The 20,741-nt window shown below is 73.4% G+C and carries 17 protein-coding genes; 7 read left to right on the top strand and 10 right to left on the bottom strand.

What is annotated here, in order from left to right; translation table 11 throughout:
• Positions 1 to 2: 2 nt before the first annotated feature.
• The 5 genes from OG802_RS24900 to OG802_RS24880 form a co-directional block, all read right to left on the bottom strand.
• The gene (locus OG802_RS24900) at positions 3 to 1,391 is read right to left on the bottom strand and encodes a KamA family radical SAM protein (RefSeq protein WP_329413791.1); all 1,389 of its coding nucleotides are present in this window, start codon (positions 1,389 to 1,391) and stop codon (positions 3 to 5) included.
• A gap of 16 nt (positions 1,392 to 1,407) precedes the next feature.
• The gene (locus OG802_RS24895) at positions 1,408 to 3,132 is read right to left on the bottom strand and encodes a class I adenylate-forming enzyme family protein (protein WP_329413789.1); all 1,725 of its coding nucleotides are present in this window, start codon (positions 3,130 to 3,132) and stop codon (positions 1,408 to 1,410) included.
• Positions 3,133 to 3,313: 181 nt separating this feature from the next.
• Complete coding sequence (locus OG802_RS24890) at positions 3,314 to 4,672, bottom strand: flavin monoamine oxidase family protein (RefSeq protein ID WP_329413787.1); 1,359 nt, start codon at positions 4,670 to 4,672, stop codon at positions 3,314 to 3,316.
• Positions 4,669 to 4,890 (bottom strand): acyl carrier protein, encoded by a 222-nt coding sequence (locus OG802_RS24885; RefSeq protein ID WP_329413785.1) that lies wholly within the window; start codon positions 4,888 to 4,890, stop codon positions 4,669 to 4,671. The genes OG802_RS24890 and OG802_RS24885 overlap by 4 nt, the downstream gene beginning before the upstream one ends.
• Positions 4,887 to 6,398: an amino acid adenylation domain-containing protein gene (locus OG802_RS24880; protein WP_329413782.1), complete on the bottom strand. Its 1,512-nt coding sequence runs from the start codon at positions 6,396 to 6,398 to the stop codon at positions 4,887 to 4,889. Before OG802_RS24880 ends, OG802_RS24885 begins: the two co-directional genes overlap by 4 nt.
• Before the next feature lie 208 nt (positions 6,399 to 6,606).
• On the opposite strand from OG802_RS24880, the gene OG802_RS24875 reads away from it, so the two are divergent.
• On the top strand, positions 6,607 to 7,029 hold the full coding sequence (locus tag OG802_RS24875; protein ID WP_329413779.1) for an acyl-CoA thioesterase: 423 nt from the start codon (positions 6,607 to 6,609) through the stop codon (positions 7,027 to 7,029).
• Between the two features lie 124 nt (positions 7,030 to 7,153).
• On the opposite strand, the gene OG802_RS24870 is transcribed toward OG802_RS24875, so the two are convergent.
• The 5 genes from OG802_RS24870 to OG802_RS24850 form a co-directional block, all read right to left on the bottom strand.
• The gene (locus OG802_RS24870; protein WP_329413778.1) at positions 7,154 to 7,492 is read right to left on the bottom strand and encodes a hypothetical protein; all 339 of its coding nucleotides are present in this window, start codon (positions 7,490 to 7,492) and stop codon (positions 7,154 to 7,156) included.
• On the bottom strand, positions 7,489 to 9,567 hold the full coding sequence (gene pabB / locus OG802_RS24865) for an aminodeoxychorismate synthase component I (RefSeq protein ID WP_329413776.1): 2,079 nt from the start codon (positions 9,565 to 9,567) through the stop codon (positions 7,489 to 7,491). Before pabB ends, OG802_RS24870 begins: the two co-directional genes overlap by 4 nt.
• A complete protein-coding gene (locus OG802_RS24860; protein WP_329413774.1) occupies positions 9,564 to 9,830 on the bottom strand; it encodes a hypothetical protein in 267 nt (88 codons plus the stop codon). Before OG802_RS24860 ends, pabB begins: the two co-directional genes overlap by 4 nt.
• 1,205 nt (positions 9,831 to 11,035) lie before the next feature.
• Positions 11,036 to 11,962, bottom strand: coding sequence for an ArsR/SmtB family transcription factor (locus OG802_RS24855; protein ID WP_329413773.1), 927 nt, complete (start codon positions 11,960 to 11,962; stop codon positions 11,036 to 11,038).
• A gap of 427 nt (positions 11,963 to 12,389) precedes the next feature.
• Positions 12,390 to 12,959: a GNAT family N-acetyltransferase gene (locus OG802_RS24850; protein ID WP_329413770.1), complete on the bottom strand. Its 570-nt coding sequence runs from the start codon at positions 12,957 to 12,959 to the stop codon at positions 12,390 to 12,392.
• A 450-nt stretch (positions 12,960 to 13,409) separates the two neighbouring features.
• Between OG802_RS24850 and OG802_RS24845 the strand changes: the two genes are divergently transcribed.
• The 6 genes from OG802_RS24845 to OG802_RS24820 are packed head-to-tail and all read left to right on the top strand — an operon-like array spanning position 13,410 to position 20,741.
• The gene (locus tag OG802_RS24845; protein WP_329413768.1) at positions 13,410 to 14,846 is read left to right on the top strand and encodes an NAD(P)/FAD-dependent oxidoreductase; all 1,437 of its coding nucleotides are present in this window, start codon (positions 13,410 to 13,412) and stop codon (positions 14,844 to 14,846) included.
• On the top strand, positions 14,846 to 15,691 hold the full coding sequence (locus tag OG802_RS24840) for a N5-glutamine methyltransferase family protein (protein ID WP_329413767.1): 846 nt from the start codon (positions 14,846 to 14,848) through the stop codon (positions 15,689 to 15,691). The genes OG802_RS24845 and OG802_RS24840 overlap by 1 nt, the downstream gene beginning before the upstream one ends.
• Positions 15,688 to 16,962, top strand: a complete 1,275-nt coding sequence (locus OG802_RS24835) for an aminotransferase class I/II-fold pyridoxal phosphate-dependent enzyme (RefSeq protein WP_329413766.1) — start codon at positions 15,688 to 15,690, stop codon at positions 16,960 to 16,962. Before OG802_RS24840 ends, OG802_RS24835 begins: the two co-directional genes overlap by 4 nt.
• The gene (locus OG802_RS24830) at positions 16,955 to 18,244 is read left to right on the top strand and encodes an MFS transporter (protein ID WP_329413765.1); all 1,290 of its coding nucleotides are present in this window, start codon (positions 16,955 to 16,957) and stop codon (positions 18,242 to 18,244) included. Before OG802_RS24835 ends, OG802_RS24830 begins: the two co-directional genes overlap by 8 nt.
• Complete coding sequence (locus tag OG802_RS24825) at positions 18,241 to 19,482, top strand: ATP-grasp domain-containing protein (protein WP_329413764.1); 1,242 nt, start codon at positions 18,241 to 18,243, stop codon at positions 19,480 to 19,482. The genes OG802_RS24830 and OG802_RS24825 overlap by 4 nt, the downstream gene beginning before the upstream one ends.
• Positions 19,479 to 20,741, top strand: a complete 1,263-nt coding sequence (locus OG802_RS24820) for a phenylacetate--CoA ligase family protein (RefSeq protein ID WP_329413762.1) — start codon at positions 19,479 to 19,481, stop codon at positions 20,739 to 20,741. Before OG802_RS24825 ends, OG802_RS24820 begins: the two co-directional genes overlap by 4 nt.

The following is a 20,741-nucleotide window of genomic DNA, read 5'->3' as shown; positions in this document are numbered from 1 at the left end:
GATCAGCCCTTCTCCTGTGCGTTCTCCCGCCACCAGCGCCGGCCCGCCTCGGGCAGCGTGGTGATGGGGTCGTAGAACGGGTGACGGCGTGCGAGCGCCTCGGGGTCGTCCAGCTCGATGCCGGTGCGGTAGTTCTTCGTCCACTGCGAGACGCCGCGTTCCCGGTCGTAGTCGACGAGTTGGTGGACCCAGCGCTTGCCGACGTAGGGGACGTCGCACACGATCCGCGGTGTCGCGTAGCCGGGCAGGTAGCCCATGACGGCGTGCTGGAGCTCCTGCGCCTCCCACACCGCGATGCGCCAGTGCTCGGCGTTCGGGATCATGTCGCACATGTAGAAGTAGTAGGGCAGGATGTTCGCCTCGCCCTGGAGGACCATGCACAGGTCGAGCAGCGCCTTGGGGGTGTCGTTGACGCCGCGCATCACGACGCCCTGGTTGCGGATGTCGCGCACGCCGGCGTCCAGCGCGGCCCGGGCGGCCTCGGCCACCAGCGGGGTGACGGACTGGGCGTGGTTGACGTGGGTGTGCACCGCCAGGTTCACCGAGCGGCGGGCGGCGGTGCGCGCCACGCGTTCCAGTCCTTCGAGGACCGCCGGCTGGAGCCAGTGCTGGGGCAGTCCGGCGAGGGCCTTGGTGGCCAGCCGGATGTCGCGGACGCTCTCCAGGTCGAGCAGCCGCATCAGGAACGACTCCAGCCGCGGCCACGGCACGTTGGCCACGTCGCCGCCGGAGACGACGACGTCGCGGACGCCGGGGTTGCGCTTGAGGTAGTCGATCATCTGGTCCTGGCGGTCCGCCGGTTTGAGCGTCAGCTTCAGCTTCTCCACCTGCGGGGTGGAGCCCCCCACCAGGTCCATCCGGGTGCAGTGGCCGCAGTACTGGGGGCAGGTGGAGACCAGTTCGGCCAGGACCTTGGTCGGGTAGCGGTGGGTGAGCCCTTCGACGACCCACATCTCCGCCTCGTGCAGCGAGTCCCGCTGGGCGTAGGGGTGGCTCGGCCACTCCGGGTCGCGGTCGGAGGCGACCGGCAGCATGTAACGGCGGACCGGGTCGGCCAGGAAGGCGTCCGTGAAGTCCGCCGGCCGTAACGGCGCGTCGGGCGCCATGGTGTTGAGCATCTGCGGGGTCAGCAGCATCGACATGGTGGCGAAGCGCTTGTGGTCGGCCTCCAGGTCGTCGTAGAAGCGGTCCTGGAGCAGCGGGCCCGTCACCGCCCTCAGCTGCCGGGCGGTCTTCACGCAGTGCGCGCGCTGCCACTGGGCGTCCCGCCACTGTTCGGCGGTGACCTCGCTCCAGCCCGGCAGGCGACGCCAGTCGGGTTCCACCGGGACGACGCGCTCGTACTCGTAGGGCTGCGGTGCGGGCAGGGTGTGCGGTCCCTGTGTCGTCATGATTCCCATCGGATTCCTAACTGACCGGCAGCGCGGGCGCGGCGCCGGTGAAGAGGGTGGCCCAGCGGGTGCGTAGCTCCCGCTTGAGGACCTTGCCGGTGACGCCGGTCGGGAAGTCGGCCGCGTCGCGGGCGACGATCACGGCCTCCAGCGGCGTGAGCCCGGCGGCGGCCAGTTCCTTGTTGGCCTGTGCGCACAGGTGCGTCGCGGACGGTTCGACCACGCCGGGCTGAAGCCGTACGACGGCGACGGGGACCTGTGCCCTGCCGTTCTCGGCCGGCACGCCGACGACGGCGCAGTCCTGCACCACGTCCCCGCAGTCGGCGAGCAGCACCTCCTCGGCGGGCAGGCTGTAGACCGGGCCGTCCTCGGTGTCGATGACGTCCACGGTGCGGTCGAGGTGGTAGAAGTTCCCCTCCTCGTCCCGGCGGGCCACGTCGCCCGTCAGCCAGTAGCCGTCGACCTCGAAGCTGCGGGTCAGCTCGGGGGCGTTCCAGTAGCCGGGGGTGCGCGAGGGGGTCTTCACGGCCAGCAGGCCGGCCGTGCCGTCGGGGACCTCGCGGCCGTCGGGGTCGAGGACGACGGCGGCCGTGACGACCTCGGTGGGCTTGCCGACGCAGCGGTCGTCGCGCTCGGACTCGGGGGTGGTCACCTGCCCGAACAGGGCCATGCCCATCTCGGAGGAGCCCAGTCCGTCGATGAACTGGGAGCCGGGGACGGCCTCGTCGCCCGCGTGGCCGCGCGGCAGCAGCCACGGCTTGATGAGCCCGGCGGGCCGTTCGCCGAGCCGCACCAGACGGCGGACGTGTCCGTAGTGGGCGCTGTCGCCGGTGTTGAACCAGCTGTGCACCCTGGCGGCCGCCCGGGTGGGCGGCTCCCCCGTGGCGAGTTCGACGAAGGTGCGCGGGAAGGAGGCGACCATGGTCGGCCGGAACGCCTCCATGACGGGCTCCACGGCGGCGCGCCGCCAGTCGCCCATGACCACGGTGGGCAGCCCGAGCAGGGTGGCGGTGAGGAAGTAGCTGAGCCCGCCGGCGTGGGTGTGCGGCATCAGGGACATCAGCCGGTCGTCCGGCGAGGCGGGGAACCGCTCCATGCGGGGTTCCTTGCCGGCCCAGAACTGGCGGTGCGCGAGCATCGTCGACTTGGGGGTGCCGGTGGTGCCGGAGGAGTGGATGAGCGCCACGACCTCGTCGTCGGCGTGCTCGTACGGGTAGTCCTCGGGCAGCGGGCCGCTCGGTTCGTACGCCTTGATCTCGGCGGCCGGGACGACGAAGCGGGGCCGGCGGCGGTTGGCGTCGGCGCGGTAGGCCGCGACCAGCCGGGTCGGGTCGTCGGCGACCAGGCCCACCGCGCCGACGTGGTCGATGTAGCGCAGGGCCGTGGTCTGCGGCATGGCGTCGTTGATGAGGGCCGGCACCGCGCCGAGGGCGGTGAGCGCCAGGAAGTGCAGCAGGGGTTCGAGGCCCTCGGCGACGACGACGGCGACCGGCTCGCCCCGGCGGACCCCGTTGGCCAGGTACCAGTGGGCGTACCGGTCGCGCAGGGCGGCCAGGTCGCGCAGGCTGTGGCCGCGCAGCACGACCTCGCCCCGGTGGTCGGTGGTGTGGGTGAAGGCGTACGGGACGGTGTTGTTCGGGTTCGCCTCCAGCGCCTTCTGGAGGAAGTTGCCGGCTCCCAGGGCGGGGTCGGTCATGAACTGCCGCCGGACGGCGAGCGGGGCGATCGGGCTGGTGGTCACGGTGCTCTCCAGAGAATGTCGGGGTGGTCTCGTGACTCGGGCCGGCCGACCGCGGGCGTCCGGCCCTGTCGCGCCGGACGACGGCGAACGCCGGACGACGGCGGGGGCCGGGCGGCCGCGACGGGCGGGCGGTTCCCGCGGGCGGACCGGGCCGGGACGGAAGCGGCCCGTCGGCGGCCCGCTAGCGGGGGGCGGTCAGTTCCGCGGCGGCCCGGTGGCCCGATCGGACGGCGCCCTCCATCAGCCCGAAGAACTCGGTGCTGGTCTCGGTGCCGGCCCAGTGGACGCGGCCGTGCGGGCGGGTCAGGTGGGGGCCGAGCGCCGACCAGTCGCCGGGACCGAACAGGGCGGCGTAACAGCCGCGGCTGTAGGGGTCGTTGACCCAGTCGGTCACATGGAAGCCGACCGGTTCGGGCAGGTCGGGGAAGAGCCGGCGGGCCTGGGCGACGGCGGCCGCGCGCTGTTCGGCGAGGGGCAGCGCGGCGAAGCGGCGGGCCTCCTCGCCGGTGACGAAGCCGGTCAGGATCCCCGCGCCGCCCTCGGGTGAGTCGTCGACCGTGGACAGCAGCGGGCCCTCGGCGCTCACCGACCAGCCGGACAGGCCCTGTTCGCGCCACAGCGGGGACGGGTGGACCAGATGGACCTTGACCGCGCAGCCGGGGCCGGTGCGCTCCCCCGAGCGCGGGGCGGGCAGGGCGGGCGAGTAGTCGATCCGGTCGGCGAGGACCGGGGGCAGCGCGACGATCACCGCGTCGGCGCGGGTGGCGCCGCTCGCGGAGCGCACCGTCACGCCGTCGTCGTCCTGCTCCACCGCGGTGACCGGCTCGGACAGCCGCACCCGGTCGCCCAGCCCGGCCGCGAGGGCCTCGCCGAGCCGGTGCGCGCCGCCGTCGATCCGCCACTCCTGGGCGCCCCCGGCGAAGGCGTTGAGGTAGCGCAGCCCGCCGCCGGAGCGCAGGTAGAAGGCCATGTGCAGGACGGACACGTCGGCGGGGGCGGCGGCCATCATCTCGCCGAGGAACAGCGGGAAGAACAGCCGGCTGTCCGGGTGCCGCAGCCGGGCGTCCGCCCACTCGGCGGCCGTCATGGCGTCGAGGCGTGCGGCGTCCGGGGTGAGCCAGGGGGCGTCCACGCGCACGGACCGGGTGACCTCGTCCAGCAGGTCGAACAGCTCGCCCAGCGCCACGCCGCTCAGCGGCGGGAAGCGTCCGGGGACGCTGTCGGCGCGGTCCGCGCCGGAGACGTCGAAGCGGCTGTCCCCCTCCATGACGGTGGGCGCCGTCTTGAGGCCGGAGGCGGCCATCAGCGCGAGCAGTTCGGTGTGCCGCTCGCCCAGGTAGGCGGCGCCGGCGTCGGCCCAGTCACCGGGGGCGACCTCGATGCCGTGGGTGCGTCCGCCGACCCGGTCGCGGGCTTCGAGGACCTGGACGTCGACGCCGCGCCCGGCGAGGTCGGCGGCGGCGGTGAGGCCCGCGAGCCCCGCCCCCACGACGACGACGCGCGCCGGGGCGCCGGCCGGGGCGTTCGCGGCCGGGCTCATCGGGCCACGCTCGCGACGCGGTCGGCGAGCAGCGCGGGCGTGGGGGCCCCGAGGAGGTCGTCGAAGGTCAGCTCCACTCCCCGGGCGCGGGCGACGGCGCTCAGCACGCGGGTGCCCATGAGCGAGTCGCCGCCGGACTCGAAGAAGTCGGTGTCCGCCGTGACGCCGTCGGTCTCCAGAACCCTGCGGAAGATGGCGACCATGTCGTCGGGACTCATCGGTTGTCCTGTTCTGTGAGGCCGCCGGGGCGTTCCGCCGGGGCGGACGGTGCGGCGGCGGGTGAGTGACGTCGGTGGGTGCCGAGCCGGTCGATCTTTCCGCCGGCGGTGTGGACGAGTCCGGGGACGACGGTGACCCGGTGGGGCACGAGATGGCCGGGCACGCTCGCGCGCAGGTCGCGCAGGACCTGGCGGGCGAGGGCGGCGTCGTCGGCGCCGGCCCGCTGGGGCACCACGTACGCGGTCACGGTCGTGCGGTCCTCGACCCGGGTGCCGACGACGACGGCGACGCCGACCTCCGGATGGGCGGTCAGGTGGGCCTCGATCTCGCCGGGGTCGACCCGGATGCCCCGTACCTTGAACTCGGCGTCGAGGCGGCCTTCGTGGACCAGGTGTCCGTCCGCCCGGCGGGCGACCCGGTCGCCGGTGCGGAACCAGCGCACGGGTCCCTCAGGGCCCTGGCGGGTCACGAAGCGCTCGGCGGTGATCTCCGGCAGATCCCGGTAGCCCAGCGCCAACGCCGGTCCGCTGACCAGGAGTTCGCCGTCCGGGCCGATGGCGTCGGCGACGTGCGGCAGCGCCTTGCCGACGGGGACGCCGCCGTGCTCGCCCCACCAGGATCCCGGTCCGGGCGCCTCGGGGCCGTGCAGGTCGGCGGCGTGCGTGATCAGCGTCGTCTCGGTGCACCCGTAGGTGTTGACGAGCCGGACGCGCGCGGTGTCGCGGGCCCGCCACTCGGCGAGCCGGGCGGGGCTCACGGCCTCGCCCCCGATGACCACCGTGCGTACGCAGCCGGGCAGTTGTTCGTCGCTGTCGGTGAGGTGGCGGACGAGTTCGTGCCAGAACGCGGTCGGCAGGTCGAGCAGGGTGACGCCGCTCGCGGCGACGGCCCTGAGCAGCCGGGGGATCGAGCCGGTGTACGCCTCCCGGTGGAAGACGAGGGTCGCGCCGGTCGTCAGCGCGGGGAGGATCTCCTCCAGACAGGTGTCCCAGTTGAGCGAGGCGAACTGCAGGACCCGGTCCGCGGGGGTGAGGGCGAAGAGGTCGCGCAGCGAGGCGACCGAGGCGGCGATGGCGCGCCGCGGGGTGAGGACGGGCTTGGGCTTCCCGGTCGATCCGGAGGTGAAGAGCGTGTACGCGGGCGCTTCCGGGTCCTCCGCCTCCGGCACCGCCCCGGACGCGGGCCACGCCCTGGAATGCTCGGACGGCTCGGACGGCTCGGAGGGGTGGGACGGGTCGAGGACGCGGGTGCAGCCGGCCGCCTCCAGGAGCGCCTGCCGGCGGGCGGCGGGGAAGGCCGGGTCGACGGGGACGTAGACCCCGCCCGCGGCCAGGATGCCCAGAAGGGCGACGACGGTGGCTTCGGAGCGGTCCGTCAGGACCCCGACCGGTCCGGGCCCGGGTCCCAGCTCGCGGGCCGTCGCACGGACCCGGCGGGCCAGTTCCGCATAGGTCACTTCACGTCCGTCGCATTCGACGGCGCACTTTTCAGGAAAGGTGCGAGCCATTTCCAGAAAGGCGGGCACTATACCCACCATCAACATATCCCTTCATTTTCCAGCATGGCCATGACGCTACCACTCCAAAATCTCGACGAGTCAAGCGAGTTTCGCACGTGATCCACATCACATGGATTTCCGTGCGCCGAGGCGGCCTTGCCCGCCCCAACTGCATGCGGTAGGAATTCATCCATCCACAGGAGGAGGTCGACTGCACATGACGAAACCGTTCCAGTTGCGGCTCACCGTACGGGGCTACGAACTCGACACACAGGGACATCTGAATCAGGCCGTCTATCTGCAGTACTGCGAGCATCTGCGCTGGGAGAGCCTGCGCGCGGCCGGGATCTCGCAGGACAAGCTGATCGCGACGCAGATCGGCCCGGCCGTGCTGGAGAACACGATGCGTTTCCGCCACGAGCTGCGCGGCGGCGACGAGGTCGACGTGACCTGCCAGTGGGTCTGGGGCGAGGGAAAGACCTTCCGCGTCGAACAGGAAATCCGGCGCGCCGACGGCGTCCTCGCCTGCGAATTGTCGAGCGTCGCCGGACTCATCGACCTGACGCAGCGCAAATTGATTTCCCGGCCGGCCGAGCATTTCGCGAAACTGGCCGACCATCCGGAGATCATGGGTCTCTGAGCCACGCCGGCCCTCACCGGCCGAGGGCACCCGAAAGCACCCGAGGACGATTCTCCCGGCACTCGACGGCAGAATCCTCCGAGGGTGCTTCCGGCATTTCACACCCCGTCCGCCGCTTCGGAACTCACTCCTTCTGCGACGCCCCCCGCCCTGCCGACACATGGGGCGGCGGGAGCCGCGACAGCATGAGCAGCGCCCGCCCGATGTCGGCCCCCTGGCGGCCGAGCGCGTCGGCGTACCGTCCCAGCACGGCGTTCTCCCAGGCCAGCTCCGAGGCCGGCAGGCCCGACAGGCGCCGTGCCGACTGGTCGTAGCGGGCCAGCTCGGCCCGGCGCAGCACCAGCGTGATGATCTGGCCGTCGAGGTCGGCGAGCAGCGCGCGGACCTCCGCCTCCCCGGCGTTCGCGGGGACCGCGCGCGGCGTCCGGGTCAGCGCGGCCGGCAGGTCCAGGGCGGCGCTCACGCGTCCACCGCCTCGCCCGGCGACGGCACGGCGCGGGCCGTTCCGGCCACTATGGCCGCGGTCATGGTCCGCGACTTCACCAGCGTCTCCTCGTATTCCTCGGCCGGCTCGGACAGCGCGATCACCGCACCGCCCACGCCGAAGGAGGCGCCCTCGTCGGTGGCGACGATCGTGCGGATCACGATGCTGAGGTCGGCGGCGCCGGCCAGCGAGAACCAGCCGAGCGCGCCGGAGTAGACCCCGCGGGCCCCGCCCTCCAGCCGGTCGATGATCTCCATGGTCCGCAGCTTGGGCGCGCCGGTCATCGACCCGCCGGGGAACGACGCCCGCACGCACTCCACCGCCGACACCCCCTCGCGCAGCGTGCCCCGCACGGTGCTCACGAGCTGGTGGACGGGCGCGTACGTCTCCACGTCGAACAGCTTGGGGACGTGCACCGATCCGACCTCGCACACCGTGTTGAGGTCGTTGCGGAGCAGGTCCACGATCATCAGGTTCTCGGCGCGGTCCTTCTCGCTGGCCAGCAGGCCGTCCCGCAGCTCGCGGTCCTGCTCGGGGGTGGCGCCCCGTGGACGGGTGCCCTTGATGGGCTTCGACTCCGCGACCCGGTCCGTGCCGATGCTCAGGAACCGCTCCGGGGACGCGCTGAGCACGGCCGCCTCGGGGAAGTCCAGGAGCGCGCCGTAGGGGACGGGGCTGATGTCCCGCATCAGCCGGTAGGTGGCCAGCGGGTCGATGACGGCGGGCGTGGAGACCATGTTCGTCAGGCAGATCTCGTACGACTCGCCGTCGCGGATCGTGTCCAGGCACTGTCCGACGCGGTCCAGGTACTCCTGCTCGTCGTGGCGCTGTGTGAGCGCGGCGCCGGCGAGCGGGGGCGCCTCGGTGAGCGGGGTGCGCTCGCGGTCGGTCTGGTCGGGAAGCACGGCGAGGCGTCCCGCCGTGGCGTCGAGCCACTTGACGGCGTCCGTGTCGTCCGGGCCGGTGCCGAGGCAGAGCAGGTAGGTGCAGCGCGCGCTGTGGTCGACGACGACGGCGCGGTCGGCGAAGAGCATCGCCGCGTCCGGGGTGGGCGCGGTGTGCGCGGCGCTCGCTCCGGCCTCGGCCTTGAGTTCGTAGCCGAGGTAGCCGACGTAGCCGAGGTTGAAGGAGAACGGCAGCCGTGGGTCGGCCGGCAGCGCGCGCCGCTGTAACTCGGCGTCCAGGTGGTCGAAGAAGCCGCTGGTGACGTACTCGTCGGGGCGGCCGGTCCGCTCGATGCGCACGGTGCCGGTGGCGACCCGGTAGGTGAGGTACTCGGCGAGCGGACCGCTGCCGTCGCCGAGGACGGAGAAGCGGGAGTCGCCGTCGGCGTGGGAGCCGCTGTCGAGCCAGAAGCTGTGCGGCCGGCCGGCGAACAGCTCGGCGTACACCGCGTCCGTGTCGGGCGCGTGGTCCAGCCGCCGGGTGTGCAACCGGTACGGCGACTCGGCCGGCGTCGCGTCCGACGCGCGCCTCAGGGACAGGTCGCGGAAGTTGGCGAGCAGTTCGCGGCCGAACTCGCTGGATATGGACTCGGGGTGGAACTGGACGCCCCACACGGGGCGCGTGCGGTGCCTGAGTCCCATGAGGACGCCGTCCTCGGTCCAGGCGACGCCCTCCAGTTCGTCGGAGAGCGCGGAGACCGCGAGGGAGTGGTAGCGGACCGCGGAGAACGGCGAGGGCAGCCCGGCGAAGAGGTCCTCGCCGTTGTGCAGGATCCGCGACAGCCGGCCGTGCATCGGCTCGGGAGCGTGCTCGACCGTGCCGCCGAACAGGGCGGCGATGCCCTGGTGTCCGAGGCAGACGCCGAGCACGGGCAGTCCGGAGTCGCGGATCGCGCGGCTCCCGACGCCGAAGTCGCGGTCCCGGTCGGGGCGTCCGGGGCCCGGCGAGACGACGATGTTGTCGTAGTCGCCGAGGTGCAGGGCGGACCAGTCGACGTCGTTGCGGACGACGACGGGCGGCTGGCCGTTCACCTCGCCGAGGAGTTGGTAGAGGTTGTAGGTGAACGAGTCGTAGTTGTCGACGAGGAGGGTGCGGACGGGGCGGCTCATGAGGCGACGTCCCGGGCGCGCGCCCTGCCGCCGATGTCCGGCGCGTCGGTCACGAACTCCTCCACGGGGCTTGCCTCTTGGATGGTCAGGTCGTGCGTCCGCCTCGTGGACGGGCTGTCGGCGCCGTGCTTCCGTGCGTGCCGCGCACCCCGGACGCGGATGTCGGTCCGGGTCCTCGGGGTGTGGAGCGGCGTCGCGTTCTCGCAGTGGGGTTCGGCGTGCGGACCCGCCAGCCCGGCTTCAGGGCTCGAGGTCGTCGTCATGCCTGTGCCTTTCTGAACGTCGTGGTGCAACGGGCTGGTTCCGTCGGGTGTGGGGTCCTCCCGGTGTCGGGAAGGCACGGCCCAGTACGGCCGCGCGTGTGTTCAGGGCTTCGGTCGGCGGGACCGCTCGGCGCCGTTGCCCAGCGTCCCGCCAAGGTGGCCCTGTGAGCCAAACACACGGCGCGAAGGCCCCCCAAAGCTTTTAGCTGAGGCTAAAAGCTCCGCACGAAGCCGCTCACGGACACGGACACGGGCCGGTCCGCGAGAGTGAGTCGGACGGTGCGGAGGGGGCGCCGCCAACACTCCGGACCGCCGGAACGCCCAGCTCACAGGGGCTGCGACGGCTTGGTCACAGGGGGTGCGACGACCTGGTCGCAAGGGACGAGGCGGCCTGATCGCAGGGGGTGGGACGGCCGGTTCACAGAGGGCGCGACGGCCGGATCGCGGGGGACGAGGCGGCCTGATCGCAGTCGTCGGCGACGGCCCGCGGGCAGGCCGGGAGGGACGACCTCCCGAGCGGACCGGCCGGCGGCCGACGGCGACCGGACGTCGCGGCGGCCGAGGGCCGCTGTGCCCGGCAGCCCGGCCTCGCGGTCTCCGGACGCCCGGCGGCCCGGCGTCCCGCATCGCGGTGTCCGGACGCCCGGCGGCCCGGCGTCCCGCATCGCGGTGTCCGGACGCCCAGCGGCCCGGAGTCCCGCATCGCGAAGTCAGGCCGCCCGGCATCGCAGTGGCCCGCATCGCGGAGCCTGGCCGCCCGTCGCGGAGCCCGGCGGCGCAGTGTCGCGCATCGCGGTGTCCGGACGCCCAGCGGCCCGGAGTCCCGCATCGCGAAGTCAGGCCGCCCGGCATCGCAGTGGCCCGCATCGCGGAGCCTGGCCGCCCGTCGCGGAGCCCGGCGGCGCAGTGTCGCGCATCGCGGTGTCCGGGACGCCCAGCGGCCCGGCGTCCCGCATCGCGGAGCCCGGCCGCCCGGCATCGCAGTGGCCCGCATCGCGGTGTCCGGACGCCCGGCGACCCGGAGTCCCGCATCGCGGAGCCCGGCCGCCCGGCACCGCAGTGGCCCGCATCGCGGAGCCCGGCCGCCCGGCATCGCAGTGGCCCGCATCGCGGAACCTGGCCGCCCGTCGCGGAGCCCGGCGGCGCAGTGTCGCGCATCGCGGTGTCCGGGACGCCCGGCCGCCCGGCATCGCAGTGGCCGGTTGTCAGACCGCGCGGCCGGCGGAGTGCTCGGCCCCGCGGACGAGCGCTTCGCCCGTCTCCGTGAGGGCGTGCACGACCCGTTGCCCCGACCGCTGGCTGGTGACCAGGTCGCAGCCTCTGAGCACGGAGACGTGCTGGCTGATGGCGCCCGGGGTGACGTCGACCATGGCGGCCAGCTCGCCCGTCGAGGAGGGCGTGAGCAGGGCTTCGAGGACGGCGGCGCGGACGCCGCCGAGCAGCGCCCTGAGCGGGCTGGGGCGGTCCTCGCCGTGGTGACGCCAGATGTCGGCGACCGCGGGCCGCGGGTACACGATCATCGCCTGGAGCGGCGGCAGCATGGTCAGCACCTCCGGGCCGCAGAAGACGCTCGGCACCAGGACGATGCCCTGGCCGTTGAGCGACTCCTCGAAGACGTAGCTGCTGCGTACGACGAGGCGGTCGTCCTGCCAGCCGATGCGCTCGTTGAGCGTGGAGAAGACGGAGGCCGCCCCCGAGTTCTCCATCACCCGCATCCGTGAGCGGACGTCGGACACGAGCCCGGCGTGCAGTTTGTGCCAGGACGGTTCGAGGGCCACCCGCCAGTAGGCGCGCAGCCGTTGGGTGATCTGCTGGAGGGCCTTCTCGGGCTCGTCCAGCATCTGCCGGTGCAGCGGCGCCGTCTCCCGGCGCCAGGCGAGCGGCGTCCCGGTGTCCCCCACCATCCAGGCCAGCTCGTCCACGAAGTGGGACAGGCGGGTGGCGCGCACCGCCTCCAGCTCGTTCTCGAAGCTGGAGGGCGTGCCGGTGGGCGGTGGGGTGAGGAAGTCCGGCACGTATCCGGTGGGCGGGATCACGGCCCGCAGGGGCCGCAGGTCGAGGCCCTTCAGCCGGTGGAGGACGTCGTCCACCCACGGCTGGTGCTGCCTTCTGCGCTCGGGGGACGCCAGCATGCGAAAGCTGTAAACGGTTTCCCCGAGCGGAGACATTGAAAATCGAACTTTCGCGACGTCATCGGCGGTCGCACTGTAGCTGATCAACGTTCCCCCGTTTCTCTGCTGCACCTGCTCCTCTCACGGTAGGCCGGTGAAGGCGCCGTTGCGCAACGCAATCCGGCCGTGGAACACCAAGGAGAGGCGAACGCCGCCGCGCCGGAAGAAGGCCCGCCGGGAACGAAAACGGCCGCGCACCCCGCCGATCACGGCGGAGATGCACGGCCTTGACGAGGTTCGACACGACTTCGCCCAGGGGGAATCCGAACAAGTCAAGCAACATTCCGGTCAGATGGCAGCCGAAGCCGCACCCCGGGAATTCGGCCATGAATATGTCCGGAAACAGCGCCTCCCGTCCGGGTGCGGCCGTGGGGCGCCGGCGCGGGTCCTAGTCGGTCCCGGCGGGGGCGATCTCCCGGGCGAGGACCGCGTACACGTACTCGCTGCCCCAGCCCCGGTCGTCGCGGTCGTTCTCGATCAGATGCGCCTCCCGACGCATCGACAGCCGCTCGCAGATCCGCTCGGAGGCCGTGTTGTCGGCGTCGATGCGGGCGAACAGACGGTGCACGTCCAGCTGTTGAAAGGCCAGGTCACGCAGGGCGAGCGCGGCTTCCGTGGCATAGCCGCGGCCCCCGTGGTCCGGATGGAAGACCCACCCGATCTCGGCCTGCCGGGCGTACGCGCTCGACAGCGTCACCTGCACCTCGCCGATCACCCCCGGGGTGTCGCGGCGGCACACCGCCAGGGTGAGGTTGTCGCCGTCCTCCTTCCAGTGCGTGCCCTGCCCGATGCGCTCGACGACCTCGGCGCAACGCGCGCGGTCACGCGGCGGCCGGTAGAGGAACCGGGCGACTTCGGGCAGCCCCTGATAGGCGTGCATGTCGTCGACGTCGTCCGCCGTGAACAGACGCAGGACCAGCCGGTCCGTCGTCACCGGCTGGGAAATCGCGAAATTCATGGGAACCGCTTCCCTATTCATAGGATTGACACCCCATCATGCGCAACTTAGACTCCACGGCGCTACCTGGCCAGTGGCAACTGCAACGGGGGAACATGAGGCAATGCGGCGAAGTGCACAGTCCCGGGCCCTTGTCGGGGGATCTTCGGACTGGACCTCCACCCCATTTCCCATCCCGTTTCGGAAGCGGCCCCCTGAGGCTGCCGAAAGCGGACGTCTAGGCGGCGTGGCAGTACCCACGCCCCGGCGGAACCGCGAGGCCGCCCGCCCTTCACACCGCGCACCACGCCCCTGTGGCAGGCGTGCGCGCGGTGGCGGACACGTGGCTCAGGACAGCGCGGTCCGAGCGACCGTCTGACGCCCGTCCGGGCACGACGACATCCCCACCCTTTCTCACGGCCGGAGCACGCGCCGAGCGGCGCCCCCGTGCCCGCAGACACGAGGAGAACCATGTACGCAGGGCCACAGCAGACTGCCGTCGTCGTCGGCAACGGAGCGGTGGGCGCCTCCATCGCCTACGAGTTGAGCAGCCGCGGATTCCAGGTCACGCGCGTCGGCCGGGAGAACCGGCCCTACGCCGCCTCGCTCGCCGCCGGCGCGATGCTCGGCTGCTTCGGCGAGGTCACCACGTCGCTGCTGGCCAGCGACCACGGCCGGGCCAAGCTCGACATGGACCACCGGGCCCGCCGCTACTGGACCGAGTGGGACGAGCGCCTCAGCCAGGACTCCGGCGACTCGCGCACGCTCTTCAGCGCCGACGGCACCTTCGTCCTCCTCAACACGATGGGCTCGGCCGCCGTCGACTCCGGCAACTTCCGCGCCATCGAGGCGACGCTGCGGGAGTACCAGGAGCCCTACGAGACCGCCGACCCCGAGGACCTGGACTGGCTGGCCCCGAACGACCTCTCGCGTTCCCTGCGCGGCATGTACATCCCGGGCGAACACGCCGTGGACTCCCACCGGTTGCTGGTCAAGCTGGACCAGGCGCTGGTGAAGTCGGGCGGCCGGGTGGTCGACGCCGAGGCGCTGCGGGTCCGGGTGAGCGGCGGCCGCGCGACCGGCGTCGAGCTGGCGAACGGGGAGGTCCTGCCCGCCGACCACGTCGTGGTGGCCGCCGGCGCCAGGTCCCTGACCCTGCTGGACGAGGTGGCCGAGGCCCGCGCCCAGATGCCGCCCATGGTCAGCGGGTACGGCGTGTCGGTGCTGGTGGAGACCGAGGACCGCGCGCTGCCCTCGTCCGTGGTGCGCACCCCCAACCGGGCCTTCGCCTGCGGCCTGCACGCCGTTCCCCGCGCCGACGGGGTGCTCTACCTCGGCGCCACCAACATCATCTCCGAGCAGCCGCGCCGCTTCGCCGCCGTCGGCGACCTGCAGTTCCTGCTCGGCTGCGCGGTGGACCAGCTGCACACCGACCTGTCCGAGGCCTCGCTGCTGTCCGTGCAGGTCGGCAACCGGCCCGTGCCCGCCGACGGCTTCCCGCTGATCGGCAACGCCGGCGCGGAGGGGCTGTGGCTGGCCACCGGCACCTACCGCGACGGACTGCACCAGTCCCCGCTGCTGGCCCGGCACATCGCCACCCTCGTCGAGGGCGGCACGAGCGAGTACGACTTCCTGTCGTCGTTCTCGCCGGTGCGCGCCCCGCTGGCCGGCGGGACCCGCGAGCAGGTCGTCACCACGGCGGTCGAGCACATGATGGCCACCGGCTACGAGTACAAGTGGAACGTCACGCCGGAGTGGCCGCCGCGCATCGAGCGTCATCTGCGCCGGTTCTACGGCTCCCTGGTGGAGGAGCTGCACCCGTCGTTCACGCCCCCGGCCGAGCTGGTCGCCGCGATGACCGACGGCATCCGCGCCTCCCTCACCCGGTACTACGCGGCGTGGTCGTGATGACGACGGCGCAGGACATCCGGTCCGTGCGGGACGCGGCCCGCGCCCGGCTGGCCGAGGCGGGCGTGTGGGACGTCGACGGCGACCTCGCCGCCCTCGGGGAGCGCTTCCTCACCGGCGGCGCGGCGGCCGTGGCCCGCTTCGAGGCCGCCGTCGCCGAGCGCTGCCGGCGCATCCCGCTCGGGCACATCACCGGCTCGGTCGAGTTCGACGGCCTCGAACTCGTCGTCGGCAGCGGGGTGTTCGTGCCCCGGCACGAGAGCACCGCGCTGGTGGCCTGGGCGGCCGACGGCAGGGCGCTGCCGCGCGAGGGCGTCGCCCTCGACCTGTGCTCGGGCGTCGGAGCGCTGGGCCTCGCCCTGTCGCGGCGGCGCCCCGACGCGCGGGTGACGTGCGTGGAGCGGGACGACACCTGCCTGCAGTACCTGCGGCGCAACGTGGCACGCCACGAGGGCGTCCTGGGCACGGTCGACGTGCTCGCCGCCGACCTCACGGAGCCGGGCTGCCTCGACGCCTTCACCGGCCGCACCGACCTCGTGGTCGCGAACCCGCCCTACGTCTCGCCCGACGTGCGGCTGCTGCCCGAGTGGTCCGAGCACCAGCCGCGGGCCGCCGTCTACAGCGGCGCCGACGGCCTCGACCTGATCCGCCGGATCGCCCGCCTCGCCGCCGCCGCGCTGCGCCCCGGCGGGCGGCTGGCGCTCGAACACGACCGGGCGCAGCCCGAGCAGGTGCGCGCGCTCCTGCACGGCGACGCCTTCGACGACGTCACCACGTTCGCCGACACCGCAGGAGAACCGAGGATCACGGTCGCCCGCCGTGCCGACCAGGAGGGAACCCCGTGAGCGCGTCCCCGACCACCCCGACCACGCAGAACTGGCTGACCACCCGCAGGGACCGCACGTCCTCGGCCCTGGACCTGTGCTTCGCCGAGGGACTGACCGGGCACACCGTGGTCTCCCGCGACGGCAAGCGGGTCACCCTCCAGGACGGCTCCACGGCCACCGAGTTCGTCTCCTGCTCCTACCTGGGGCTGGAGTCGCACCCGGCGCTGGCGCAGGCCGTGGTGGAGGCCGTCGGCCGCTTCGGCGTGCACCTGTCGTCCTCACGCAACCGGATGCGGCCGTCCTACCTGCCCGAGCTGGAGGAACTGCTCGGCCGGGTCTATCCGGGCGCCACCCCCTGCGTGTTCACCTCCACCAGCAACGTCCACCTCGGCGTGCTGCCGCTCCTGGCGTCGGGGTCGCTGCCCAGCTACCCCGTGCAGGGCGGCCCGCACCTGTTCGTCGACCGGACCGCGCACGCCTCCATGCAGGTGCTGCGGGGGATCTTCGAGCAGTTCGGCCCGGTCGACCGGTTCCGCTCCGACGACCCCGCCTCGGTGGACGAGGCGCTGCGGCGGGCGACCGGGGCGGGACGCACCCCGGTCCTGCTGGTGGACGGGGTCGGTTCGATGAACGGCCTGGTCCCCGTCCAGGACCTGGCGCAGCGCACCGCGTCGGCCGGCGGGTACCTGTACGTCGACGACGCCCACGGCATCTCCATCGACGGCGCCGGCGGCTGCGGTTACGCCTTCGACGCGCTCGGGGGCAAGCTCCCCCACAACGTCGTCCTGGCCGGCTCGCTGTCGAAGGGCTTCGGCGGCTCGGGCGGCTTCCTGCTGGTGGCGTCCGGCGACGACGTCGCCGTCGTCAGGAAACTCGCCAACCCGCTGGTCTTCGGCCACTCGGTGATGGTGCCGATGATGGCCGCCAACGTGGCGGCGGCCCGCATCCACCTCTCCCCCGAGATCACCGCGCTCCAGCGGCGGCTGTGGGCGAACGCGGCCCGGCTCGACGAACTGACCGGCGGCAGGCTGTCCAACGCCGGTCTGCGCACGCCCGTGCGCGGCGCGGAGTTCGGCACCGAGGAGGAGGGGCTGCGCGCCGTGCGGCGGCTCAAGGAGCGCGGGGTGATCATGCTTCCCGCGTTCTACCCCACGGTGGCGCAGGGCCGGTCCCTGCTGCGGTTCGCGCTGTCCGCACTGCACAGCGAGGAGGATCTGACCCTTCTCGCGGACACGCTGGAGGAGAGCGGGCCGTACGGAAACGGTCAGGAGCCCGGCGGCCGTGACTGAGCAATCCACCTCGCCGGCCGCGGCGGCGGAACCCGCGCCGCCCGGCCCGGCGCTGGGGCCGGTCGTGCGTCCGCTCGCCGTGTCGCACTTCGTCACCTACTTCGGCGACGGCCTGTTCTACGTCTGCGCGGCGCTGTACTTCACCCGGGTGGTCGGACTGGCGCCGGTCACCTACGGGGCCGCGCTCACCGCGTCCTGGCTGCTGGCCATGGTGCTCAGCGTGCCGGTCGGCCATCTCTCGGACCGGTTCGAGGCCCGCACCGTCGCCGTCGCCCTGCTCTCGGTGGCCGGCCTGTCCCTGTGCCTGTACCTGGCGACCTCCAGCGTGCCGCTGTTCTTCGTGGGGGCCTGTCTGCTGGCGGTCTCCACGCAGGGCGCCATGTCGGCCCGCTCCGCGCTGATCGCCCGCTCGTTCCCCGCCGCACAGGTCACCCGGGTGCGGGCGGTGCTGATCGCGACCGCCAACGCCGGTCTGGCCGTGGGGGCGGCGCTGGGCGCGCTGGTCATCGCCGTGGACACCGACGCCTCCTACCGGCTGGCGTTCGCCGCGGACGGGCTGTCGTTCTTCCTCGCCGCGGCGCTGCTGCTCAAGGTTCCGCGGACCTCGCGCGCGGCCGCCGCCGCCACGCCGGACGGCGACGCGGCCCCCGGCGTCGGCGGCTCGCCGCTGGCGGTGTTCCGCGACCGCGGCTACGCCGCCGTCAGCCTCGTCAACCTCGTCCTGATGCTGCACGTCCCGCTGATCGACGTGGCGCTGCCGCTGTGGATCGCCCGCGAGACGCACGCGCCGGAGTGGAGCATCGCCGCCGTCTTCGTCGTCAACACCGGCCTGGTGGTGGCCCTTCAGTACCGCACCTCGAAGGCGGTGACCAGCGTCGACGCGGGGGTGCGCAGCCTGCGCGCCGGCGGGCTGCTGCTGTTCACCGGCATGGCGCTGTACTCGCTGTCCGGGCTGCCCTCCTCGCCCTGGGCGGCGGGCGGGGTGCTGCTGCTGGCGGTCACGGTGCTCACCTTCGGCGAGATCCGGCAGATCTCCAGCATGAACGAGATCAGCTTCCGGCTGGTGGCGGACGGCCGGTACGGCGAGTACCAGGGGTTCTTCGGCATCGGCTCCACCATCGCCGAGGCGGTCGGCCCGCTCGCCCTCACCTGGCTCCTGCTGTCGCACGGCTCCTGGGGCTGGCTGGTCCTCGGCGCCCTGTTCCTCGTCGCGTCCTACGCCATGAAGTACTGCGTCGCCCTGGCCCGCCGCTCTCCGCTCGTGAGGGAGAACGCCCTGTGACATCCCCCGCCCCGCGCCGTCCCGTGCTCCTGCTGCTCAGCGGCAGCCGCCGGGTCGTCGACAAGGCCCTGGCCCTCGGTCTGGACGTGGTGCACCTCCAGGCGCCCACCATGACCGACCCCTCGCTGGACCCGCTGTGCCTGCGCTCGGTGCGCACCGACCTGCTCGACGTGCCCGGCGTCGTGGCCACGGCCCGCGCCCTGCACGAGGAGTTCGGCTTCGCCGGGGTGTGCAGCAACCACGAACCCGCGTGCGCCGCCGCCGAGGCGGTCGCCCTGGACCTGGGGCTGACGGCGCCCGGCACCGGCGTCGCCGCGCTGCTGCGCGACAAGGCCAGGACCCACGAGGTGCTCGACAAGAGCCCCGCGCTGCGCTCCGTCTGGGCCCGGCTGACCGGCCCCGAGGACGCGCTCCGGGTCGCCGGGGAGGCCGGCTGGCCGCTCATCCTCAAGCCCGTCGACGGCTCCGCGAGCCTGGGCGTGCTCAAGGTCGACGGCCCCGAGGACCTCGACGACGCCTGGCGGCGGGTGCGCGAGACGCTGCGCAACGGCCACCGGTACCACGAGGTGCTGCCCGTGACCGGCTATCTCGTCGAACCCTTCGCCGACGGCGAGGAGTTCAGCGTCGAGACGTTCAGCCGCGGCGGCGTCCACGAGGTGCGGGCGGTGGTGCGCAAGCTCGTCGGCGGCGCGTTCGTCGAGACCGGCCATCTCGTGCCGGCCGACCTCGACGCCGGGCGGCGGCGGGCGGTCGTCGACCGGGTCGTCGCCTTCCTCGACCACGTCGGGCTGGCCGAGGGCCCCGCGCACACCGAGGTCATCGTCGGCGGCACGGACGTCCACCTCGTCGAGTCGCACGCCCGGACCGGCGGCGACGAGATCCCGGCCCTGCTCACGCTGGTCACCGGACGCGACATGGAGGCCGACATGCTCGCCCACGCCTGCGGCCTGCCGCTGCCGCCCGCGGCGCCGCCGCTCGGCGCGGCCGCCGTGAAGCGGTACCTGCTGGCGGACCGCGCGGGCCGGGTCGCCGCCGTCGACGGCACGGCCGAGGCCGCCGCGCTGCCGGGCGTGCACAGCGTGCGCGTCTGGACGGGCCCCGGCGACACCGTCCGCCCGGCGACCGCGAGCTGGGACCGGCTCGGCGAGGTCGTCGCCGTCGGCCCGGACACCGCGAGCGCCGCGGCCGCCGCCGAGCGGGCCTGCCGGGCCATCACCCTACGGATGGAGGAACAGTGAGACTCCTCGCCGATCTCACGCTGCCGCGCCCGGAGTTGCTGGCCGTCCAGGCCGGCAACCTGGCGCTCATGCGCGACGCCGTGCGCCGGTCGCCGACCTGCACGGCGCTGCGCCCCCACGCGGACGCGCTGACCCCCGAAGGGCTGGAGCAGGTCCCGCTCACCTCCCGCGACCGGCTCGCCGAGTGGAGCGCGGCGCCCGGCGCGCCGAACCGCGTCACCGAGGGCGACATCCGCCTGGTGCTGCGTTCGAGCGGCTCCTCGGGCCGGGTGCGGACCCTGCTGCACGACCGCCCGTTCAACGAGCGGGTCGAGGCCCTCGGCGCGCGCGGGCTGTGCGTCGACGGACTGGGCGACAACCCGTTCGTCCTCAACTCGCTCGCCCCGGGCGACCTGTTCGGCGGGTTCGGCTTCGCGGACGCGGTGCTCTCCCGCCGGGGCGCGGCCGTGCTCCCGGCCGGCACCTCCATGCCCGCGCCGCACCTCGCGGAACTGATCGACGACCTCCCGGTCACCGCGATGGTCGGCCTGCCGGGCTACGTCGAGCGCCTGGTCGCCGAGATCCCCGCGCAGATGCGGCGGCTGCGCACGCTGTACTACCTCGGCGAGCGCATGGCCGGACCGGCGGCTGACCTGCTGACCGAGGCCGGCTGCGCCGTGCGGTCCTTCGCGTACAGCACCACGGAGACCGGACCCATCGGGTTCCAGTGCGCCCATCTGACCGGCACGGACCACCATGTGCACGAGGACCTGGTGATCGCCGAGGTCGTCGACGACGACGGCCGGCGGCTGCCGGACGGCGTCGCGGGCGCGCTCGCGGTCACCGTGCTGGCCGACACCGGCACCGCGCTGGTGCGCTATCTCGTCGGCGACCGCGCGAGCCTGCGGACCGCCGGCTGCCCCTGCGGCTCGACCGCCCGGGTGCTGCGGATCGGGGCCCGCGACGACGTGTCGGCCAACCTGGACGGCACCCTCGTCACCCGCTCCATGTTCGACACCGCGCTCGGCCTGCCGCCGGACGCCCGCTACCAGGTCGGCTTCGGCTCACGCCGGGGCATGCTGCGGCTGGCCCTGCGCGGCGCCGCCCTGGGCGCGCTGACGGGCGAGGCGGCGCGCACGGCCCTCGGCCGGCACCAGACCCTGCGCAAGGTCGTCGGATCGGCGCGCTTCGCCGGACTCACGGTCGACGCCGGGACCGCCCCGCGCATCACCACCCGGGCCAAGGCCCCGTTCTTCTGGGATGACAGTGAAGAGGACTGA

It is taken from the genome of Streptomyces sp. NBC_00704, from assembly GCF_036226605.1.
In the GTDB taxonomy this organism is placed as follows: Bacteria; Actinomycetota; Actinomycetes; order Streptomycetales; family Streptomycetaceae; genus Streptomyces.
The sequence above is the reverse complement of the archived record's forward strand: the minus strand, read 5'-3'. Positions and strand labels throughout refer to the sequence as shown.

Excerpts from the sequence above, each read along its gene's own strand:
- pabB (WP_329413776.1), bottom strand. The coding sequence starts at position 9,567 with ATGAGCCGCCCCGTCCGCACCCTCCTCGTCGACAACTACGACTCGTTC.
- OG802_RS24840 (WP_329413767.1), top strand. The coding sequence starts at position 14,846 with ATGACGACGGCGCAGGACATCCGGTCCGTGCGGGACGCGGCCCGCGCC.
- OG802_RS24850 (WP_329413770.1), bottom strand. The coding sequence starts at position 12,959 with ATGAATTTCGCGATTTCCCAGCCGGTGACGACGGACCGGCTGGTCCTG.
- OG802_RS24900 (WP_329413791.1), bottom strand. The coding sequence starts at position 1,391 with ATGACGACACAGGGACCGCACACCCTGCCCGCACCGCAGCCCTACGAG.
- OG802_RS24845 (WP_329413768.1), top strand. The coding sequence starts at position 13,410 with ATGTACGCAGGGCCACAGCAGACTGCCGTCGTCGTCGGCAACGGAGCG.
- OG802_RS24885 (WP_329413785.1), bottom strand. The coding sequence starts at position 4,890 with ATGAGTCCCGACGACATGGTCGCCATCTTCCGCAGGGTTCTGGAGACC.
- OG802_RS24890 (WP_329413787.1), bottom strand. The coding sequence starts at position 4,672 with ATGAGCCCGGCCGCGAACGCCCCGGCCGGCGCCCCGGCGCGCGTCGTC.
- OG802_RS24855 (WP_329413773.1), bottom strand. The coding sequence starts at position 11,962 with ATGCTGGCGTCCCCCGAGCGCAGAAGGCAGCACCAGCCGTGGGTGGAC.
- OG802_RS24875 (WP_329413779.1), top strand. The coding sequence starts at position 6,607 with ATGACGAAACCGTTCCAGTTGCGGCTCACCGTACGGGGCTACGAACTC.
- OG802_RS24860 (WP_329413774.1), bottom strand. The coding sequence starts at position 9,830 with ATGACGACGACCTCGAGCCCTGAAGCCGGGCTGGCGGGTCCGCACGCC.
- OG802_RS24880 (WP_329413782.1), bottom strand. The coding sequence starts at position 6,398 with ATGGCTCGCACCTTTCCTGAAAAGTGCGCCGTCGAATGCGACGGACGT.